Annotated in this window: 12 protein-coding genes; 7 read left to right on the forward strand and 5 right to left on the reverse strand. The window is 66.9% G+C overall.

Annotated elements, in window-relative coordinates; translation table 11 throughout:
- Positions 1-227 precede the first annotated feature (227 nt).
- The gene (locus IB243_RS20635) at positions 228-662 is read left to right on the forward strand and encodes a hypothetical protein (protein WP_192429050.1); all 435 of its coding nucleotides are present in this window, start codon (positions 228-230) and stop codon (positions 660-662) included.
- A 409-nt stretch (positions 663-1,071) separates the two neighbouring features.
- On the opposite strand, the gene IB243_RS20640 is transcribed toward IB243_RS20635, so the two are convergent.
- From IB243_RS20640 to IB243_RS20655, 4 genes are all read right to left on the reverse strand, one after another.
- A complete protein-coding gene (locus IB243_RS20640) occupies positions 1,072-2,367 on the reverse strand; it encodes a DUF445 domain-containing protein (RefSeq protein WP_192429052.1) in 1,296 nt (431 codons plus the stop codon).
- Positions 2,368-2,400: 33 nt separating this feature from the next.
- Positions 2,401-3,540 (reverse strand): aminotransferase class V-fold PLP-dependent enzyme, encoded by a 1,140-nt coding sequence (locus IB243_RS20645; RefSeq protein WP_192429054.1) that lies wholly within the window; start codon positions 3,538-3,540, stop codon positions 2,401-2,403.
- Between the two features lie 39 nt (positions 3,541-3,579).
- Positions 3,580-6,867, reverse strand: a complete 3,288-nt coding sequence (locus IB243_RS20650; RefSeq protein WP_370540369.1) for a carboxyl transferase domain-containing protein — start codon at positions 6,865-6,867, stop codon at positions 3,580-3,582.
- 72 nt (positions 6,868-6,939) lie between these two features.
- Positions 6,940-8,550: an AMP-binding protein gene (locus IB243_RS20655; RefSeq protein ID WP_192429056.1), complete on the reverse strand. Its 1,611-nt coding sequence runs from the start codon at positions 8,548-8,550 to the stop codon at positions 6,940-6,942.
- Between the two features lie 155 nt (positions 8,551-8,705).
- Between IB243_RS20655 and IB243_RS20660 the strand changes: the two genes are divergently transcribed.
- The 3 genes from IB243_RS20660 (at position 8,706) to ltaE (ending at position 11,859) form a co-directional block, all read left to right on the forward strand.
- On the forward strand, positions 8,706-9,356 hold the full coding sequence (locus IB243_RS20660) for a TetR/AcrR family transcriptional regulator (protein ID WP_192429057.1): 651 nt from the start codon (positions 8,706-8,708) through the stop codon (positions 9,354-9,356).
- A gap of 73 nt (positions 9,357-9,429) precedes the next feature.
- Complete coding sequence (locus tag IB243_RS20665) at positions 9,430-10,680, forward strand: branched-chain amino acid ABC transporter substrate-binding protein (protein WP_140426321.1); 1,251 nt, start codon at positions 9,430-9,432, stop codon at positions 10,678-10,680.
- A 108-nt stretch (positions 10,681-10,788) separates the two neighbouring features.
- Entirely contained in the window at positions 10,789-11,859 is a 1,071-nt protein-coding gene (gene ltaE, locus IB243_RS20670; RefSeq protein WP_192429059.1) for a low-specificity L-threonine aldolase, read from the forward strand.
- A gap of 16 nt (positions 11,860-11,875) precedes the next feature.
- On the opposite strand, the gene IB243_RS20675 is transcribed toward ltaE, so the two are convergent.
- Positions 11,876-12,595, reverse strand: coding sequence for a YggS family pyridoxal phosphate-dependent enzyme (locus IB243_RS20675; RefSeq protein WP_192429061.1), 720 nt, complete (start codon positions 12,593-12,595; stop codon positions 11,876-11,878).
- Positions 12,596-12,632: 37 nt separating this feature from the next.
- On the opposite strand from IB243_RS20675, the gene IB243_RS20680 reads away from it, so the two are divergent.
- The 3 genes from IB243_RS20680 (at position 12,633) to IB243_RS20690 (ending at position 15,567) form a co-directional block, all read left to right on the forward strand.
- On the forward strand, positions 12,633-13,676 hold the full coding sequence (locus IB243_RS20680) for a type IV pilus twitching motility protein PilT (RefSeq protein ID WP_010463046.1): 1,044 nt from the start codon (positions 12,633-12,635) through the stop codon (positions 13,674-13,676).
- A gap of 57 nt (positions 13,677-13,733) precedes the next feature.
- The gene (locus IB243_RS20685) at positions 13,734-14,369 is read left to right on the forward strand and encodes a Crp/Fnr family transcriptional regulator (RefSeq protein ID WP_010463048.1); all 636 of its coding nucleotides are present in this window, start codon (positions 13,734-13,736) and stop codon (positions 14,367-14,369) included.
- A gap of 61 nt (positions 14,370-14,430) precedes the next feature.
- A complete protein-coding gene (locus IB243_RS20690) occupies positions 14,431-15,567 on the forward strand; it encodes a PilT/PilU family type 4a pilus ATPase (RefSeq protein ID WP_010463050.1) in 1,137 nt (378 codons plus the stop codon).
- Positions 15,568-15,688 lie beyond the last annotated feature (121 nt).

The following is a 15,688-nucleotide window of genomic DNA, read 5'->3' on the forward strand; positions in this document are numbered from 1 at the left end:
CTTAACGAGCTCGAAACGCGGAAATGACGAATGGTCGAGACCGACACGCAACAGCTTGGCTCCCGCGAGGTGCTGGCAATCGCATGCCTCGCAGTACCAAGCCGTTTCGTGCATTTCACTGCCAACGCTGAGCGTCCAATTTCATAGCAGCCACCGGCTCCTCTGGACAATTGCGCCCTGCAAAACCCCGACAATCTGCAGGTCCTCGCGTTCTTTCATCCGACCTCATGCCCAGCGACTCCCCCACCACCCTCCTCCAATCCGGCAACGCCCTCGTAGCCCAAGCGCAAGCCGTAGCCACGCAAGACTTTGCCGCAGCGCGGGCGTTGTGGCGGCAGGCGGGGGTGTTGTTTCAACGGGCGCATGACGCCGACCCCGGGCAGCACGCTGCGGCGTTTCGGCTGGGGCAGGCGTGGGTGGCAGAAGCCCATGCGCTGCAAAAAGAAGGATCTGAAGATGCGACTGCTATGTGGCGCCAGGCAGCGCTGCAGTGCGAGGTGGCCTTTGCGCTCGACCCGCACCATGCGGTGACGGCCATGCACATCGCCAGCTGTTACGCCTGGGCACAAGACGCGGAGGCCAAGCAGGCCTGGGCGCAGATTGCGCAGCATCTGCAGGAAGAACACGCGGCCAACATGGCGGCGGATGAGGCGGCACGCTAGGCCCAGCCCCAGGCGGTCGGAGCGCGGCCGAGCAAAGCGATGGCCCGTGTGGCTGCTCGGCTCCCCCACCCCTGCTGGCTGCGCCTGCGGCGGGGCGGTTGCGGGGTGAGCATGCGCGTCGGAGCGCGCATGCCTCGTGAACTGACTCGCCGTGGTTGTCCGAGCGGCGCTGCGCAGCAGCGAAGCGAGTTCCACGGCGCACCCCGCAACCGCCCCGACGCAGGTTTGCCCCGTAGCGCAGCGAAGGGGTCGCAGACTGGGGGTCGCCTTTCTTTTGGGTACTTTTCTTTGGCGAAGCAAAGAACAAGTACCTCGCCCGCCGGGGCGAGTCCCGGCTTCCGCACTCAACACAAGCATGCTTTCCGAACCAGCACGCCCTGGCTTCGACAAGCTCAGCCCGAACGGGTGGTCAACTGCCCACCACCGCCCGCCCAATCTCCCCCGCGTGCGACACCGCAAACAGCACCAGTCCGATCAGCCCGCCCACCACGGTGCCGTTGATACGGATGTACTGCAAATCCTTCCCAATGTTCAGCTCAATCAGCTGCGTCATCTCCTCGGTATCCCACCGCCGCACCGTCTCCTCAATGTGCTGCGCAATGAACGCCGACACATCCGGCGCCAGATCCTCCACCCAACGCTCCAGCCGATCATTGAACGACTGCCTGAGCGCCGCATCCCCCGCCAGAGACTTCCCCAGCCACAACCCCAACTTGCCCACCTGCCGCGCCAGCACCGAGTCGGCATCAGCCAGGTCGCGCTGCAACGCACCTCGCAGGTCCAGCCACAAAGTCTGCACATAGCCGCCCACCGTGGCGTCGGTCTGCAACCAGGTGCGGATCTCCTCGCCCTTGCGCGCCCACTCGGGGTCACTGCGCAGCCGCTCGATAAAACGCTGCACCGCCGCATCAAACTGCGCGCGCAGGGCGTGCTGCGGGTTGGCGGCAACGTCGGCCATCACGCTCTCCAGCGCGCGGGCTAGCAGGGCCGAGCCCTTATCACCCAGCCAGTCGCTGGGCAACAACTTTTCGGTGCGCGGGTGGTCCTTCTTGAGCCAGGCCACGATGGTCTGGGCTACCCAGGCGCGGGTCTGCTCGTTTTGCAGCAGCTCGATGAGTTTTGCCAACACATCATCCAGCAGCGCCTGATGGCGGCCGTTGTGCGTGAGGGTGTCGAGGACCGCTGCCAGCGCGCGCGACATGTCCACCTGACCGATCAGCGCACGCGCCGCCTTCTGGATAAAGCGCTCCACCTGCGCATCCTGCACCGTCTCCAGCGCGGCCGACGCCAGGCGCGTGGCCTGGTGCCCCAGCAGCGCGGCGTTGCCGGGCGCCGTCAACCACTGCGCCAGCCGCTCGGCGGGGTCGTGCCGGCGGATCAGCGCCACCAGCGAGGGCACATCGAGAAACTTGTCGCGCACAAATGTGGCCAGGTTGCGGCCAATGCGCGCCTGGTTGCGCGCGATGACCGCGGTGTGCGGAATGGGCAAACCCAGCGGGCGGCGGAACAGCGCCACCACCGCGAACCAATCCGCCAGCGCGCCCACCATGGCGGCCTCGGCCATGGCCTTCACGCAGTTGAGCCACAGGCCGCGGTCGACCACGCTGGTAGCCACGAACACCGCCGTGACCAGCAGCAACAAGCCCAGGGCCTGCCGCTTGGCACGCCGCAAGGCGAGGGTTGCGCTGTCAGCTTCGGCGCTCATCAGGCCTGACCCGCCGACTTCGACGGCTGGCCGTCAGGCAGCCGCCGCAATCTGGTCCAGCGCCTTCGACAGATGACCCACGCTGCGGTCCACGTTGTGCCACTTCTCCAGGCCAAAAAGCCCGATGCGGAAGGTCTTGAACTCGGGCCCTTCGTCGCACTGCAGCGGCACGCCCGCAGCGGTCTGCAAACCCACTTCCAGAAACTTCTTGCCGTTCTGGATGCCGGGGTCGGTGGTGTAGCTCACCACCACGCCAGGGGCCTTGAAGCCCTCGGCGGCCACGCTGGGGAAGCCACGCGATTCGAGCAGTGCGCGCACCTTGGCGCCCAGTTCGATCTGCTCGTCGCGCACCTTGGCAAAGCCGTAGGCGCGCGTCTCGGCCATCACCTCGGCCAGGCGCACCAGCGCATCGGTGGGCATGGTGGTGTGGTAGGCGTGCTGGCCCTTTTCATAGCCCTCGGCGATCTGCATCCACTTCTTGAGGTCGCACGAAAAGCTGCTGCTCGTGGTGCCGTCGATGGCCTGTCGCGCGCGCTCACTCAACATCACCATGGCGCAGCAGGGCGAGCCGCTCCAGCCCTTTTGCGGGGCGCTGATGAGCACGTCCACGCCGGTGGCCTGCATGTCCACCCACATCGCGCCCGAGGCAATGCAGTCGAGCACAAACAGCGCGCCCACCTCATGGGCAGCGGCTGTCAGCGTGCGGATGTAGTCGTCCGAAAGGATGATGCCGCTGGCCGTCTCCACATGGGGCGCGAACACCACCTTGGGTTTTTCGGCGCGGATGGTGGCCGCCACCTCATGAGCTGGGCAGGGTGCCCAGGGTGCCTGCGGGCCATCGCCCTGGCGGCGCGCCTTGCACACCACCGCGCCACCGCCCAGGCCCGTGTCGGCATCAAAGATCTGGCTCCAGCGGTAGCTGAACCAGCCGTTTCGCACGATGAGCACCTTTTCCTTGTTGGCGAACTGGCGCGCCACGGCCTCCATGCCGAAGGTGCCGCTGCCGGGCACCAGCACGGCAGTGTGGGCGTGGTAGACCTCTTTCAGCGTGCCCAGAATGTCCTGCACCACGCCGGTAAAGCGCTTGGACATGTGGTTGAGCGCGCGGTCGGTGTAGACCACCGAAAATTCGAGCAGGCCATCAGGGTCGATATCGGGCAAAAGGCCGGGCATGGGCAGTCTCTCCGTTGAACAAATCAGCGGGTCAGCTTATCACCACGTGTCCACGAAACGGTGCCCCAGCGGCGCCACCTTCGCCGACGCCAGGCCCCGTGCCAGCCACGCCCGGGTGTCGGCCGGGTCGATCACCGCATCGATCTCCAGCGTGGCGGCCATGTGCAGCGCCTCGCCGTTGGCGTAAGACTTGGCCAGCAGCTTGGCGAACAGCGCGTCGCGCTCGGGGCCTTCGGGCAGGGCCTCCAGCTCTTTGCGAAAGCCCAGGCGCACCGCGCCTTCGAGGCCCATGGCGCCGAACTCGCCCGTGGGCCAGGCCACCGTGAATACGGGCGCATGGAAGCCCCCGGCCGTCATCCCCATGGCGCCCAGGCCGTAGCCCTTGCGCAGGACCACGCTGAAGGTGGGCACGCGCAAGCTGGCGGCGGTGACGAACAGGCGGCTCACGTGGCGCACCTGGGCCGTGGCTTCGACCTCGGGGCCGACCATGAAGCCGGGCGTGTCCACCAGGCTCACCAGAGCCAAGCCATGCGCATTGCACAGCTGCATGAAGCGCGCGCCCTTGTCGGCCGCGTCGGCGTCGATGGCGCCGCCCAGGTGTTGCGGGTTGTTGGCCAGGATGCCCACGGGGCGGCCTTCGATGCGCGCCAGCGCGGTGTGGATGCCGGCACCAAAGCCGGTGCGCAGCAACAGCAGGCTGCCCTCGTCCACCAGGCCCTCCATCGCCGTGCGGGTGTCGTACACGCGCAGGCGGTTCTCTGGCACCACGGCGCGCAGCAGGCGCTGGTCGGGTGCAGACCACTGCGATGTGCGGCCCTGGAAGAACGACAGGTAGTGGCGCGCAGCCTGCACCGCACCGGCCTCGTCCTCCACCAGCACGTCGATCACGCCGTTGGCATGCTGCACGCGGCTCGGGCCGATCTGCTCGGGCTTGAAGACGCCCAGGCCGCCGCCTTCGATCATGGCCGGGCCGCCCATGCCGATGTTGCTGCTGCGCGTGGCGATGATCACGTCGCTGCAGCCCAGCAGCGCCGCGTTGCCGGCAAAGCAGCGCCCGGCCGCGATGCCGATCACCGGCACCTGGCCCGACAGCGCGGCGTAGCTGGCGAACGTGTGCACATGCAGGCCTGCCACGATGGGCATGTCGGTATCGCCCGGGCGGCCACCGCCGCCTTCGGCCAACAGCACCACCGGGAGCTTCTGCGCCAGGGCGATGCCCAGCATGCGGTCGGTCTTGGCGTGGTTGCGTGCACCCTGGGTGCCGGCCAGCACGGTGGCGTCGTACGACATGACCACGGCGCGGGACTGCTCGGGCCCGAAGAGTGCGCCGTTGATGCCGCCGATGCCCGTGACCATGCCGTCGGCCGGCGTGTTGGCGATCAGGTCGTCCAGGCTGCGGCGGCGTGTTTGTGCGGCGATGGCCAGCGCCCCATATTCGATGAAGCTGCCGTCGTCGCACAGGTCGGCAATGTTCTCGCGCGCGGAGCTGCCGCCTTGCGCGTGGCGCTTGGCGATCGCCTCGGGGCGCGCGGCGTCGAGCGTGAAGGCGTGGCGGTCGATCACGCGCTGCAGGTCGGCGCGGATGTGGTCGGGGTCGAACGCGGCGCTGCCCGGCGCTTCCACAGCCGCCGCATCTGCGACCGCCTCCAGCACCAGCAGCGGCTGCCCCTGCGCCAGGTAGCTGCCCGCCACGGCCCACAGCGTGCCCACCCGGCCCGCATGCGGGGCCAGCAGCACGTGTTCCATCTTCATGGCCTCCAGCACGGCCAGCTCGGCGCCGGCAGCGACCACGTCGCCCTCGGCCACGCTCAGCTGCACCAGGCGGGCGGGCATGGGGGCCAGCACGGCGCCGTCAGTGGTGTCAGAGGCGATATGCGGGTCTTCTTGCCCTATAGCGCTAGTCGAATCTGCCTTAATAGCTATATTTTTAGTAGCAACCAAAAGCTCCGGCAGCACCGACTCCAGCCAGCGCGTGTGCACCTGCTGGCTCTCCATCTCGGGCCGCGCGGCCAGGGCCTGCAGCAGCGCCAGGTTGGTGGCCACGCCCTCGATGCGGCATTCGGCCAGTGCGCGCTGCGAGCGGCGCAGTGCATCGGCAAAACGCGGGCTGCGCGTGTGCACGATGAGCTTGGCCAGCAGCGTGTCGTAGTGCGGCGACGGCGTGGCGCCCGCTGCGCCGTGCGTGTCCACGCGCACGCCGGGGCCCGTGGGCAGGTCGAAGCGGAGGAGCGTGCCGCTGCCGGGCGTGGCACCGCCCTGCGCGTCCAGCGTCTCGGCGTTGATGCGCCACTGCACGGCAAAGCCCAACACGGCAGGCGGTGCGGCAGGGTCGAGGCCGATGTCTTGCAACGTGCGGCCCGCGGCCAGCGCGATCTGTGCCTGCACCAGGTCCACGCCGGTGACCTCTTCGGTGATGGTGTGCTCCACCTGCAGGCGCGGGTTGCATTCGATGAAGACAAACGGCAGGTCGCTCGACGCCAAGTTCACCAGAAACTCGAAGGTGCCCAGGCCTTCGTACTGCACCGCCCGCGCCATGGACAGTGCGGCGGTGGTGATGCGCTCGCGCAGCGGCGCGGGCAACGAAGGGCTGGGCGCGATCTCCACCACCTTCTGAAACCGCCGCTGCAGCGTGCACTCGCGCTCGCCCAGCGCGATCACCTCGCGCCCGTCGCCCAGCACCTGCACCTCGATATGGCGGGCGTTGCCCATCAGGCGCTCCGCGTACACGCCGTCCACACCAAAGGCGGCCTGCGCCTCGCTGCGGCAGCGCGCGTAGGCAGCGGGCAAGTCATCGGCCGACGCCACCGCACGCATGCCCCGCCCGCCGCCACCGCCGATGGCCTTGATGACGATGCCGGCACGGGCGTGCTGCGCGAAGAAGGCCTGCGCCTCCTGCAGCGTCACCGCCGCCTGCGTGCCGGGCATGAGCGGCACGCTCTGCTGCTGCGCCAGCGCACGGGCCTGCGCCTTGTCGCCGAACAGCGCGAGCTGCGCAGGCGTGGGGCCGATGAAGCGCAGCCCCGCCTCGGCACACGCACGGGCGAAGTCGGCGCGCTCGCTCAAAAAGCCGTAGCCCGGGTGCACGGCATCGCAGCCCTGCGCCTGGGCAATGGCGATGAGGCGTGCGCCGTCCAGGTACGCCGCCGAGCCGGTCGACCCCAACGCCACGGCGGAGGTGGCCGCTTGCACATGGGGGCTGGCGGCGTCGTCGTCGGCAAACACGGCCACGCTGGCAATGCCTAGGTCATGCAAGGCGCGCACGGTGCGCAGTGCGATTTCGCCCCGATTGGCAACCAGCACTTTGGTGAACAGAACAGAAGATGGCATGGGGCAGTCGCTATATTTTGTATAGCTGCCAGCGCATATTCATCCGGCGCCAGCAGTCTAATTCTCGTCAGATCACGCAATATCCCGCAGCAGGCGGCGCAGCACCTTGCCCGCGCCCGTGGCGGGCAAAGCGTCGATGAAACGCACCTCGCGGGGAGCCTTGTAGGGCGCCATGTTCTCGCGGCACCAGGCTACGAGCGCAGTGGCGTCCACGTCCTGGCCGGGCTTCTTGACGATGAAGGCGCGCACCACCTCGCCCTTTTCCGCATCGGGCACGCCGATGACGGCGGCCTGGGCCACGGCGGGGTGCTTGATGAGCAGGGTCTCGACCTCTTCGGGGAACACGCTGTAGCCCGAGACCTTGATCATTTCCTTGAAGCGGCCGATGAAGCTGAGGTAGCCGTCCGCATCGATCTTGCCCATGTCGCCGGTGTAGACCCAGCCGTCACGCAGGGTCTTGGCCGTGGCGTCGGGCTTGTTCCAGTAGCCCTTGAAGTTGCCGGGGCCGTGGATGGTGATCTCGCCCACCTCGCCGGTGGGCAGCGGCGCGCCGGTGTCGGGGTCGACGATGCGGATGGTGTTGCCCGGCACGGGCTTGCCCTGCGTGCCCCAGCGGATGGCGTCCACCGGCATGGCGGTGTCCACCGTGTGGGTCTCCGACAGGCCATAGGCCGCTTCGTGCGAGATGCAGTGCGGCGCAAACTGCTGCCACTGCTGGGCCAGGGCCTCGGTGAAGGTGATGCCGAAGCTCGTGACCGGGTTGCGGCGCAGCGCGCTCCAGTCCATGCCGCGCGCGCTGGGCACCTGCATGAGCGCGCCGTTCATGGGCGCGATGCTGTACCACCAGGTGACGCGGTGGCGCTCCAGCGCCTGGGCCACACCCAGCGGGTCGAAGCGGTACAGCAGCACGGCGGTAGCGCCGGTGTAGACCGGCAGGTTCACCCCCATCACCATGCCGGCGATGTGGTACAGCGGCGCCACCGCCAGCAGCGTTTCGTGCGGTGTCATGCCGTTGCAGTCGGCCGATGCGGCGGTCTTGAAGGTAGCGTTGCCGTAGCTCAGCATCGCGCCCTTGGGCAGGCCGGTGGTGCCCGAGGTGTAGGTCATGAGCGAGACGTCGTCCATCGACAGCGCCACGGGCGTGGGCATCGCGCCTGTGCGGGTGGCGGCCAGAAAGTCTTCGCAGCCTGCGGGCACTGGAGTCGCTGCTGCACGCATGGCCAGCAGCTCGGCAGGGATGTCGATGCTGGGCGCGCCCTCGGGCAGCAGCTCGGCATAGCGCGCCACAAACACGTGCTCCAGCGCGGTCTTCGCGCGCACCTTGTCCACCACGGGCAGCAGCACGTCGGCCGCGACGATCACGCGGGCCTGCAGGTCGGTGAGCTGGTATTCGAGCTCATGCTCCTTGTTCAGCGGTCCGCAAGGGCAGACGATGGCGCCGATCTTCTGGATGCCGTAGTGCGCCATCACGTACTGCGGGCAGTTGTTCATGAACAGCGCCACGGGCTCGCCCTTGGCCACACCCAGCGCCTGCAGGCGCGCGGCAAATGCATCACTGGCCGCATCAAGCTGCGCCCACGTGAGGGGCTGGCCGTACCAGAGGTAGGCGATGCGGTCGGGCGTTTCGCGCGCGTGGCGGCGCAGATTTTCGTGCAGCGGCAGCTGCGGTGCGGCAGAAGGCATGGCGTTGTCTCCGAGGTGTCTGGAATCGCTGGTTCTTGGCGGCCACTCAGGGTTTTCTCTGGGTGGCCGCACCCGCCAGCGTCTTGCCAATATATACCGCTCGGTAGAACAATGCTACCCATGGGTATAAATCAAACGTCGCGCAAAGGACAGCCATGAAACAGCAGCCCCCCGTGCAGGCCAGCGGCCGCCAGAAGGCCGCCACGGCCGGCTCGGACGAAAAGCGCGAACGCATCCTGCGCGCAGCCGAGGCGCTGTTCGATGCGCAGGGCTACGCCAACACCACCATCGAGCAGATCGTGCAGCGGCTGGGCGTGACCAAGCCCTTTGTGTACTACTACTTCCGCAACAAGCAGGAGATCTTCGAGACGCTGTCGTGGGCGCCTGCCGTAGCGTGTTTCACTGCGATGGACTTTGCGGCGGACGATGACCGGCCTGCGCATGTGAAGGTGACGGAGGGCATCGAGCGGCTGATCCGCGCCACGTTGGCGCACCACCCGTCGGCGTTCTTCCCGTACCGCGAACCGCAGGTCTACCGGCCCGAGTACCTGGCGGCGCAAAAGGATCTAGCGAACCACTTCTACGACCAGTTGTGCGCGCTGCTCGAACAGGGCCGCGACGACGGCATGTTCGAGTTCAACGACACCAAGATCACCGCGCTGGCCGCATGCAGCCTGCCCGGCTTTCTCTACAACTGGTACCGGCCCGACGGCCGCCTGTCGCAGGACGAGGTGGCGCAGGAGCTGGCACAACTGGCTTGGCGCGTGCTGGGCCTGCGGCGCACACGCAAGCGGGAAACCGCATAGCACCCCACGCCCCTCTGCGGCGGCGCCCCGTCAGACCAAGACAAGCCTTACTACGACAGGAGACAAAGACACCATGAATACCGCCTTCCTCACCACCCCACTGGCCGCCGCGGCAGCCTTGCTCATCGGCACGGCCGCCAGCGCGCAGGAGACCTTCAAGGTCGCCTACATCGACCCGCTGTCCGGCCCGTTCGCCAACGTGGGCGAGCTGATGCTCACGCACACGCAGTACGCCATCGAGGACATCAACGCCAAGGGTGGCGTGCTCAAGGGCGTGAAGCTGCAGCTGCTGCAGTTCGACAGCAAGCTCTCGGCGCAGGAGAGCCAGAGCGCGCTGCAGGCCGCCATCGACCAGGGGGCCAAGGCCATCGTGACCGGCGGCTCGGGCTCGTCGGTGGTCACCGCGCTGGTGCAGGCCGCGGCGCGCCACAACCAGCGCAACCCGGGCAAGGAGATCCTGGTGCTGAACCACTCCTCCATCGACCCCGAGCTGACGGGCAAGGCGTGCAACTTCTGGCACTTCCAGTTTGAAGCCAACACGGCCATGAAGATGAAGGCGATTGCCAACTACATCAAGAAGCAGCCGGACATCAAGAAAGTGTATCTGCTGAACCAGGACTACGCGCACGGCAAGCAGTGGGCGCACTACGGCCGGGAAATGGTGGGCCTGGCGCGGCCCGACATCCAGTTCGTGGGCGAGGCGCTGCACCCCATCGGCCGCGTGAAGGACTTCGCGCCCTACCTGGCGAAGGTCAAGAGCAGCGAGGCCGATTCGATCATCACCGGCAACTGGGGGCAGGACATGACGCTGCTGCTGAAAGCCGCGGGCGACGCGGGCTACAACCTGCGCTACTTCAACCACAGCGCGGGCTCCATTCCTGGCACGGTGCTGGCGGTGTCGCAGGCCAAACAGGGCCAGCTGACCTGGGTGGCCGAATGGCACCCGGGCCAGGCCGATACGCCCAAAGTGGATGCGCTCGCCAAGGCCTACAAGGCCAAGACGACCAAGGACTTCCTTGCACCACGCATCGAGATGACGCCACGCTTTCTGGCGGCGGCCATCAACAAGGCACAGTCCACGGACCCGGTGAAGGTGGCACGCGCGCTGGAAGACCTGACCATCGACTCGGTGGTGGGCCCCGTGCGCATGCGCGGCGAGGACCACCAGTTGCTGCTGCCGCAGGTGGTCAACACCATCGCGCCGGTGGACGGCAAGACGGTCAAGGCCGGTTGGGAAGGCACGAACTACGGCTTTCGCACCGATGCGGCCTACACCGGCAATGAGCTGGCGCAAGGCACCGACTGCAAGATGAACCGGCCCTGACGCCGCGGCTTGGGAAGGGGCCGTAACCCCACAGCGGCAGCCGCCACGGAGCGCCGCTACCATGGCCGGTCATTGCATTCATTGACCCGACCCACAAGGACCGCGCCCATGCCCGACTTTCGCAGCGACACCGTCACCCAGCCCACGCCCGCCATGCGCGAGGCCATGTTCAAGGCCCCGCTGGGCGACGATGTGTTTGCCGACGACCCTTCGGTGAACGCACTGCAGGAGCATGCGGCGCAGTTGCTGGGCTTCGAGGCCGCGCTGTTCGCGCCCTCGGGCACGCAGACCAACCTGATTGCGCTGTGGGGCCACTGCCAGCGCGGCGACGAGGCCATCGTGGGCCAGAGCTGGCACACCTACCGCTGGGAGGCCGGCGGCATGGCGGTGCTGGGCTCCATCCAGCCGCAGCCCGTGGAAACCCAGCCCGATGGCACGCTGCGCGTCAGCGACATCACCGCCGCCATCAAGCCGGACGACCCGCATTTCGCGCGCACCCGCCTCGTGGTGCTGGAGAACACGACCGGCGGCCAGGTGCTGCCGCCCGCCTACATCGCCGACGTGGCCCAGCTGGCGCGCAGCCGGGGGCTGGCGATGCACCTGGACGGCGCACGGATGTTCAACGCCGCCACGGCCAATGCGGCGCGCCACGGCACCGATGTGTATGACGAGGCGCGTGCGCTGTGCAGCCATTTCGATTCAGCGTCGCTGTGCCTGAGCAAGGGCCTGGGCGCACCGGTCGGCTCGCTGGTGCTGGGCTCGCGCGACTTCATCCGCCAGGCGCGCCGCACCCGCAAGATCCTGGGCGGCGGCATGCGCCAGGCCGGGGTGCTGGCTGCTGCGGGCCACTACGCCCTGGAGCACCACGTGCGCCGCCTGGCCGACGACCACGCGAACCTGGCGCGTCTGGCCCAGGGGCTGAGCGATATCAACCAGAGCCATCCGGTGCTGCAGGGCAAGATCACGGTCCACCCCTGGCAGACCAACATCCTCTTCACCGACCTGCACGCGGATGTGGCCCCGGCCTTCACGGCCTGGCTGGCCGAGCACGGCGTGCGGGTGACGAGCAGCCTCTATGGCGGCGCCACCCGCCTGCGCTGGGTGGCGCATCTGGATGTGAGCGAGGCCGATGTAACAGCGGCGCTGGATTGCGTGGCGCGGTTCCAGTTGCCGGGCTGATCGGCCTTCTCGCGCTTCAGGCGGCGGGGTAGGCCCGCCCGCCGAAGATGCCGGTGCCCACGCGCACGAGGGTGCTGCCGGCGTGGATGGCGGCCTCCAGGTCGGCCGTCATGCCCAGGGACAGGGTGTCGAAGCGCTCGAGGCGGGGTTCCTGCAGCGCCGCTATCTGGTCGAAAAGCGCCTTGGCGCTCGCATGAAGGGCGCGTTGTGCTTCAAATTCAGGAGCATGGTCCGGAATGCTCATGATCCCGCGCACCACCAGTCGTGGCAGTTTCGCGACAGCGCGGACCAATTCCAAGGCCTCAGTCGGCGCCACGCCCGACTTGGTAGGGCCGCCATCGATGTTGACCTGCACGCATATTTGTAACGGCGCCAGGTGCTCCGGGCGCTGGGCCGACAGGCGCTCGGCGATCTTCAGGCGGTCCACCGTGTGGACCCAGTCAAAGTGCTCGGCCACCAGGCGCGTCTTGTTGCTCTGGATGGGCCCGATACAGTGCCACTGCAGCGCCACGCCGGGCTGGGCAGTGCGCAGGGCGACGATCTTGTCCACCCCTTCCTGGATGTAGTTCTCGCCAAAGTCGCGCTGGCCGGCGGCCACGGCCTCGGCCACGGCGTCGGCGCCAAAGGTCTTGGAAACCGCCAGCAGGGAAACGCCGGCCGGATCGCGCCCGGCAGCTTTGCATGCCTGCGCCATCCTGCCCAGAACCTGTTGGAGGTTGTTAGCAATCGTGGTCATAATGTTTGGCAAGCGTACCAAACGATAGAGGGACTCCGTGGACATTACCCAACTGCTCGCGTTCAGCGTCAAGAACAAGGCCTCCGACCTGCACCTTTCCGCAGGCCTGCCGCCCATGATCCGGGTCCACGGCGACGTGCGGCGCATCAACGTCGATGCGCTCGACCACAAGACGGTGCATGCCATGGTGTACGACATCATGAGCGACTCGCAGCGCAAGACGTATGAAGAGTTCCTCGAGGTCGACTTCTCGTTCGAAATCGAAGGCCTGGCACGTTTCCGGGTCAACGCCTTCAACCAGAACCGCGGCGCGGCCGCCGTGTTCCGGACCATTCCGAGCAAGATCCTGACGCTGGAGCAGCTCAATGCGCCCAAGATCTTCGGTGACCTGGCCCTCAAACCTCGCGGCCTCGTGCTGGTGACCGGCCCCACGGGCTCGGGCAAGTCCACCACGCTCGCAGCCATGGTGAACTACCTCAACGAAACCGAGTACGGCCACATCCTCACGGTGGAAGACCCGATCGAGTTCGTGCACGAGTCCAAGAAGTGCCTGATCAACCAGCGTGAAGTGGGCCCGATGACGCTGTCGTTCGCGGCCGCGCTGAAGTCCGCGCTGCGCGAAGACCCGGACGCCATCCTGGTGGGCGAAATGCGCGACCTGGAAACCATCCGCCTGGCCATGACGGCGGCGGAAACGGGCCACTTGGTGTTCGGCACGCTGCACACGTCCAGCGCCGCCAAGACCATCGACCGGATCATCGACGTGTTCCCCGCCGAAGAAAAGGAAATGGTCCGCGCGATGCTCTCCGAATCGCTGCAGGCCGTGATTTCGCAGACGCTGTGCAAGACCAAGGATGGCTCGGGCCGCGTGGCGGCACACGAAATCATGCTGGGCACCAGCGCCATCCGCAACCTGATCCGCGAGGCCAAGGTGGCGCAGATGTACTCCACCATCCAGACCAGCAACAGCGTCGGCATGCAGACGTTGGACCAGAACCTCACCGACCTCGTGCGGCGCAACATCATCAGCCCCGCCGAGGCGCGCGCCAAGGCCAAGATTCCTGAGAATTTCCCTGGCTGATCTGCGCCCACCCATGTACCTAGCGGCCTCACGATGTGCCGCACACCGGAGCACTGTATGAAAGGCATTCTGAGCCTTCTGAAAATGAAAACCCGGGGTGGCAAGCCCGCGGAGGATCACACGGATTCCGTGCTGTTCTCCACGGCCTTTGCCGGCCAGGGCGTGGACGATTCGATGCTGGTGCCCTGGGAAGCCCGTGCGGTGGAAGTGGGCGCCAAGCGCCTGCCCACGAGCCGTGGCGGCAAGCTGCTGCAGGGGCTGTGGGCCAAGGACAAATACATGGCGCACCTGGACAAGGACGCCGTGGAGCGCATGGAGCGCTTCTTCGAATTCGCGGCCATCCCCTCCAACCGCGACGTGATCCGCCAGGATGAGTACGGCAACTTCATGGTGGTGCTGCTCACCGGCACCATTGCGGTGGACCGCGTGCAGCCCTGGGGTGAACAGCTGCGCCTGGCCGAGACACGGCCGGGCGATATCCTGGGCGAGATGTCGCTGCTCGACAGCGGCATCCGCTTTTCGGCCTGCACCACGCTCACTGACTGCGAAATTGCCGTGCTGAGCGCCGAAGCCATGGACGACATGATGACCAAGGACCCGCAGCTGGCCGCCAGCCTGATTGCGCTGCTGGCCCGCAAACTGTCGCTGCGCCTGCGTGTAGTGAGTGCCCGCCTGAGCGACAACCAGAAGTAATGATGCGGCGAACCAAGACCCACGGTCGACCGACCGACGAACAGACCCGGGAGAAACTCTGATGGAACGCGATCAGGCCAGTAAATTCATCAATGACCTGCTCAAGTTGATGGTGGGTCGCAACGGCAGCGACTTGTTCATCACCGCGGAGTTTCCGCCCGCCATCAAGGTGGACGGCAAGGTGACCAAAGTGTCGCCCCAGCCACTCTCGCCCAACCATACGCTCACGCTGGCGCGCGCAGTGATGAGCGACAAACAGGTGGCGGACTTCGAGCGCACCAAGGAGTGCAACTTCGCCATCTCGCCCGCGGGCATCGGGCGCTTTCGGGTGAACGCGTTCATCCAGCAGGGCAAGGTTGGCATGGTGATGCGGACGATTCCGCTCACATTGCCCACCATCGACGGACTGGGCGTGCCCCAGGTGCTCAAGGAAGTGACGATGGCCAAGCGCGGCCTGTGCATCCTGGTGGGAGCCACGGGCTCGGGCAAGTCGACCACGCTGGCCGCCATGGTGGACTGGCGCAACGAGAACTCGTTCGGCCACATCATCACGGTGGAAGACCCGGTGGAATTCGTGCACCCGCACAAGAACTGCGTGGTCACGCAGCGCGAAGTGGGCCTGGACACCGACAGCTGGGAAGCGGCCCTGAAGAACACGCTGCGCCAGGCGCCCGACGTGATCCTGATGGGCGAAATCCGCGACCGCGAAACCATGGAGCATGCCGTGGCCTTTGCGGAAACCGGCCATTTGTGCCTGGCCACGCTGCACGCCAACAGCGCCAACCAGGCGCTGGACCGGATCATCAACTTCTTCCCCGAGGAGCGCCGCCCACAGCTGCTGATGGACCTGTCGCTCAACCTGCGCGCCATGGTGTCGCAGCGCCTGATCCCCAAGCAGGACGGCAAGGGCCGGGCAGCCGCCGTGGAGATCATGCTCAATACACCGCTGATCTCCGACCTGATCTTCAAGGGCGATGTCCACGAAATCAAGGAGATCATGAAGAAGAGCCGCAACCTCGGCATGCAGACTTTTGACCAGGCGCTGTTCGACCTGTACGAGGCCAACCTGATCACGTACGAAGATGCGCTGCGCAACGCCGACTCGCTCAATGACCTGCGCCTGCAGATCAAGCTCAACAGCCAGCGCGCCAAGTCGCCCGACCTTGCGTCGGGTACCGAGCACTTCGCGATCGTGTGACAACCCCCTGAGCGGCTGCGCCGCTTCCCCCTTCTCTCATCGCTGCGCGATGGGAAGGGGGCCGATGCCAGTGGCCTGGCAAAGCCAGTTCCACGGCGTCCACTGGCCCAGGCCGCGCCAG

Origin of the sequence: Acidovorax sp. ACV01 (assembly GCF_014851495.1) — a bacterium.
Classification (GTDB): Bacteria; Pseudomonadota; Gammaproteobacteria; order Burkholderiales; family Burkholderiaceae_C; genus Acidovorax; species Acidovorax radicis.

Excerpts from the sequence above, each read along its gene's own strand:
- IB243_RS20645 (WP_192429054.1), bottom strand. The coding sequence starts at position 3,540 with ATGCCCGGCCTTTTGCCCGATATCGACCCTGATGGCCTGCTCGAATTT.
- IB243_RS20685 (WP_010463048.1), top strand. The coding sequence starts at position 13,734 with ATGAAAGGCATTCTGAGCCTTCTGAAAATGAAAACCCGGGGTGGCAAG.
- IB243_RS20635 (WP_192429050.1), top strand. The coding sequence starts at position 228 with ATGCCCAGCGACTCCCCCACCACCCTCCTCCAATCCGGCAACGCCCTC.
- ltaE (WP_192429059.1), top strand. The coding sequence starts at position 10,789 with ATGCCCGACTTTCGCAGCGACACCGTCACCCAGCCCACGCCCGCCATG.
- IB243_RS20640 (WP_192429052.1), bottom strand. The coding sequence starts at position 2,367 with ATGAGCGCCGAAGCTGACAGCGCAACCCTCGCCTTGCGGCGTGCCAAG.
- IB243_RS20690 (WP_010463050.1), top strand. The coding sequence starts at position 14,431 with ATGGAACGCGATCAGGCCAGTAAATTCATCAATGACCTGCTCAAGTTG.
- IB243_RS20660 (WP_192429057.1), top strand. The coding sequence starts at position 8,706 with ATGAAACAGCAGCCCCCCGTGCAGGCCAGCGGCCGCCAGAAGGCCGCC.
- IB243_RS20655 (WP_192429056.1), bottom strand. The coding sequence starts at position 8,550 with ATGCCTTCTGCCGCACCGCAGCTGCCGCTGCACGAAAATCTGCGCCGC.
- IB243_RS20650 (WP_370540369.1), bottom strand. The coding sequence starts at position 6,867 with ATGCCATCTTCTGTTCTGTTCACCAAAGTGCTGGTTGCCAATCGGGGC.
- IB243_RS20665 (WP_140426321.1), top strand. The coding sequence starts at position 9,430 with ATGAATACCGCCTTCCTCACCACCCCACTGGCCGCCGCGGCAGCCTTG.
- IB243_RS20675 (WP_192429061.1), bottom strand. The coding sequence starts at position 12,595 with ATGACCACGATTGCTAACAACCTCCAACAGGTTCTGGGCAGGATGGCG.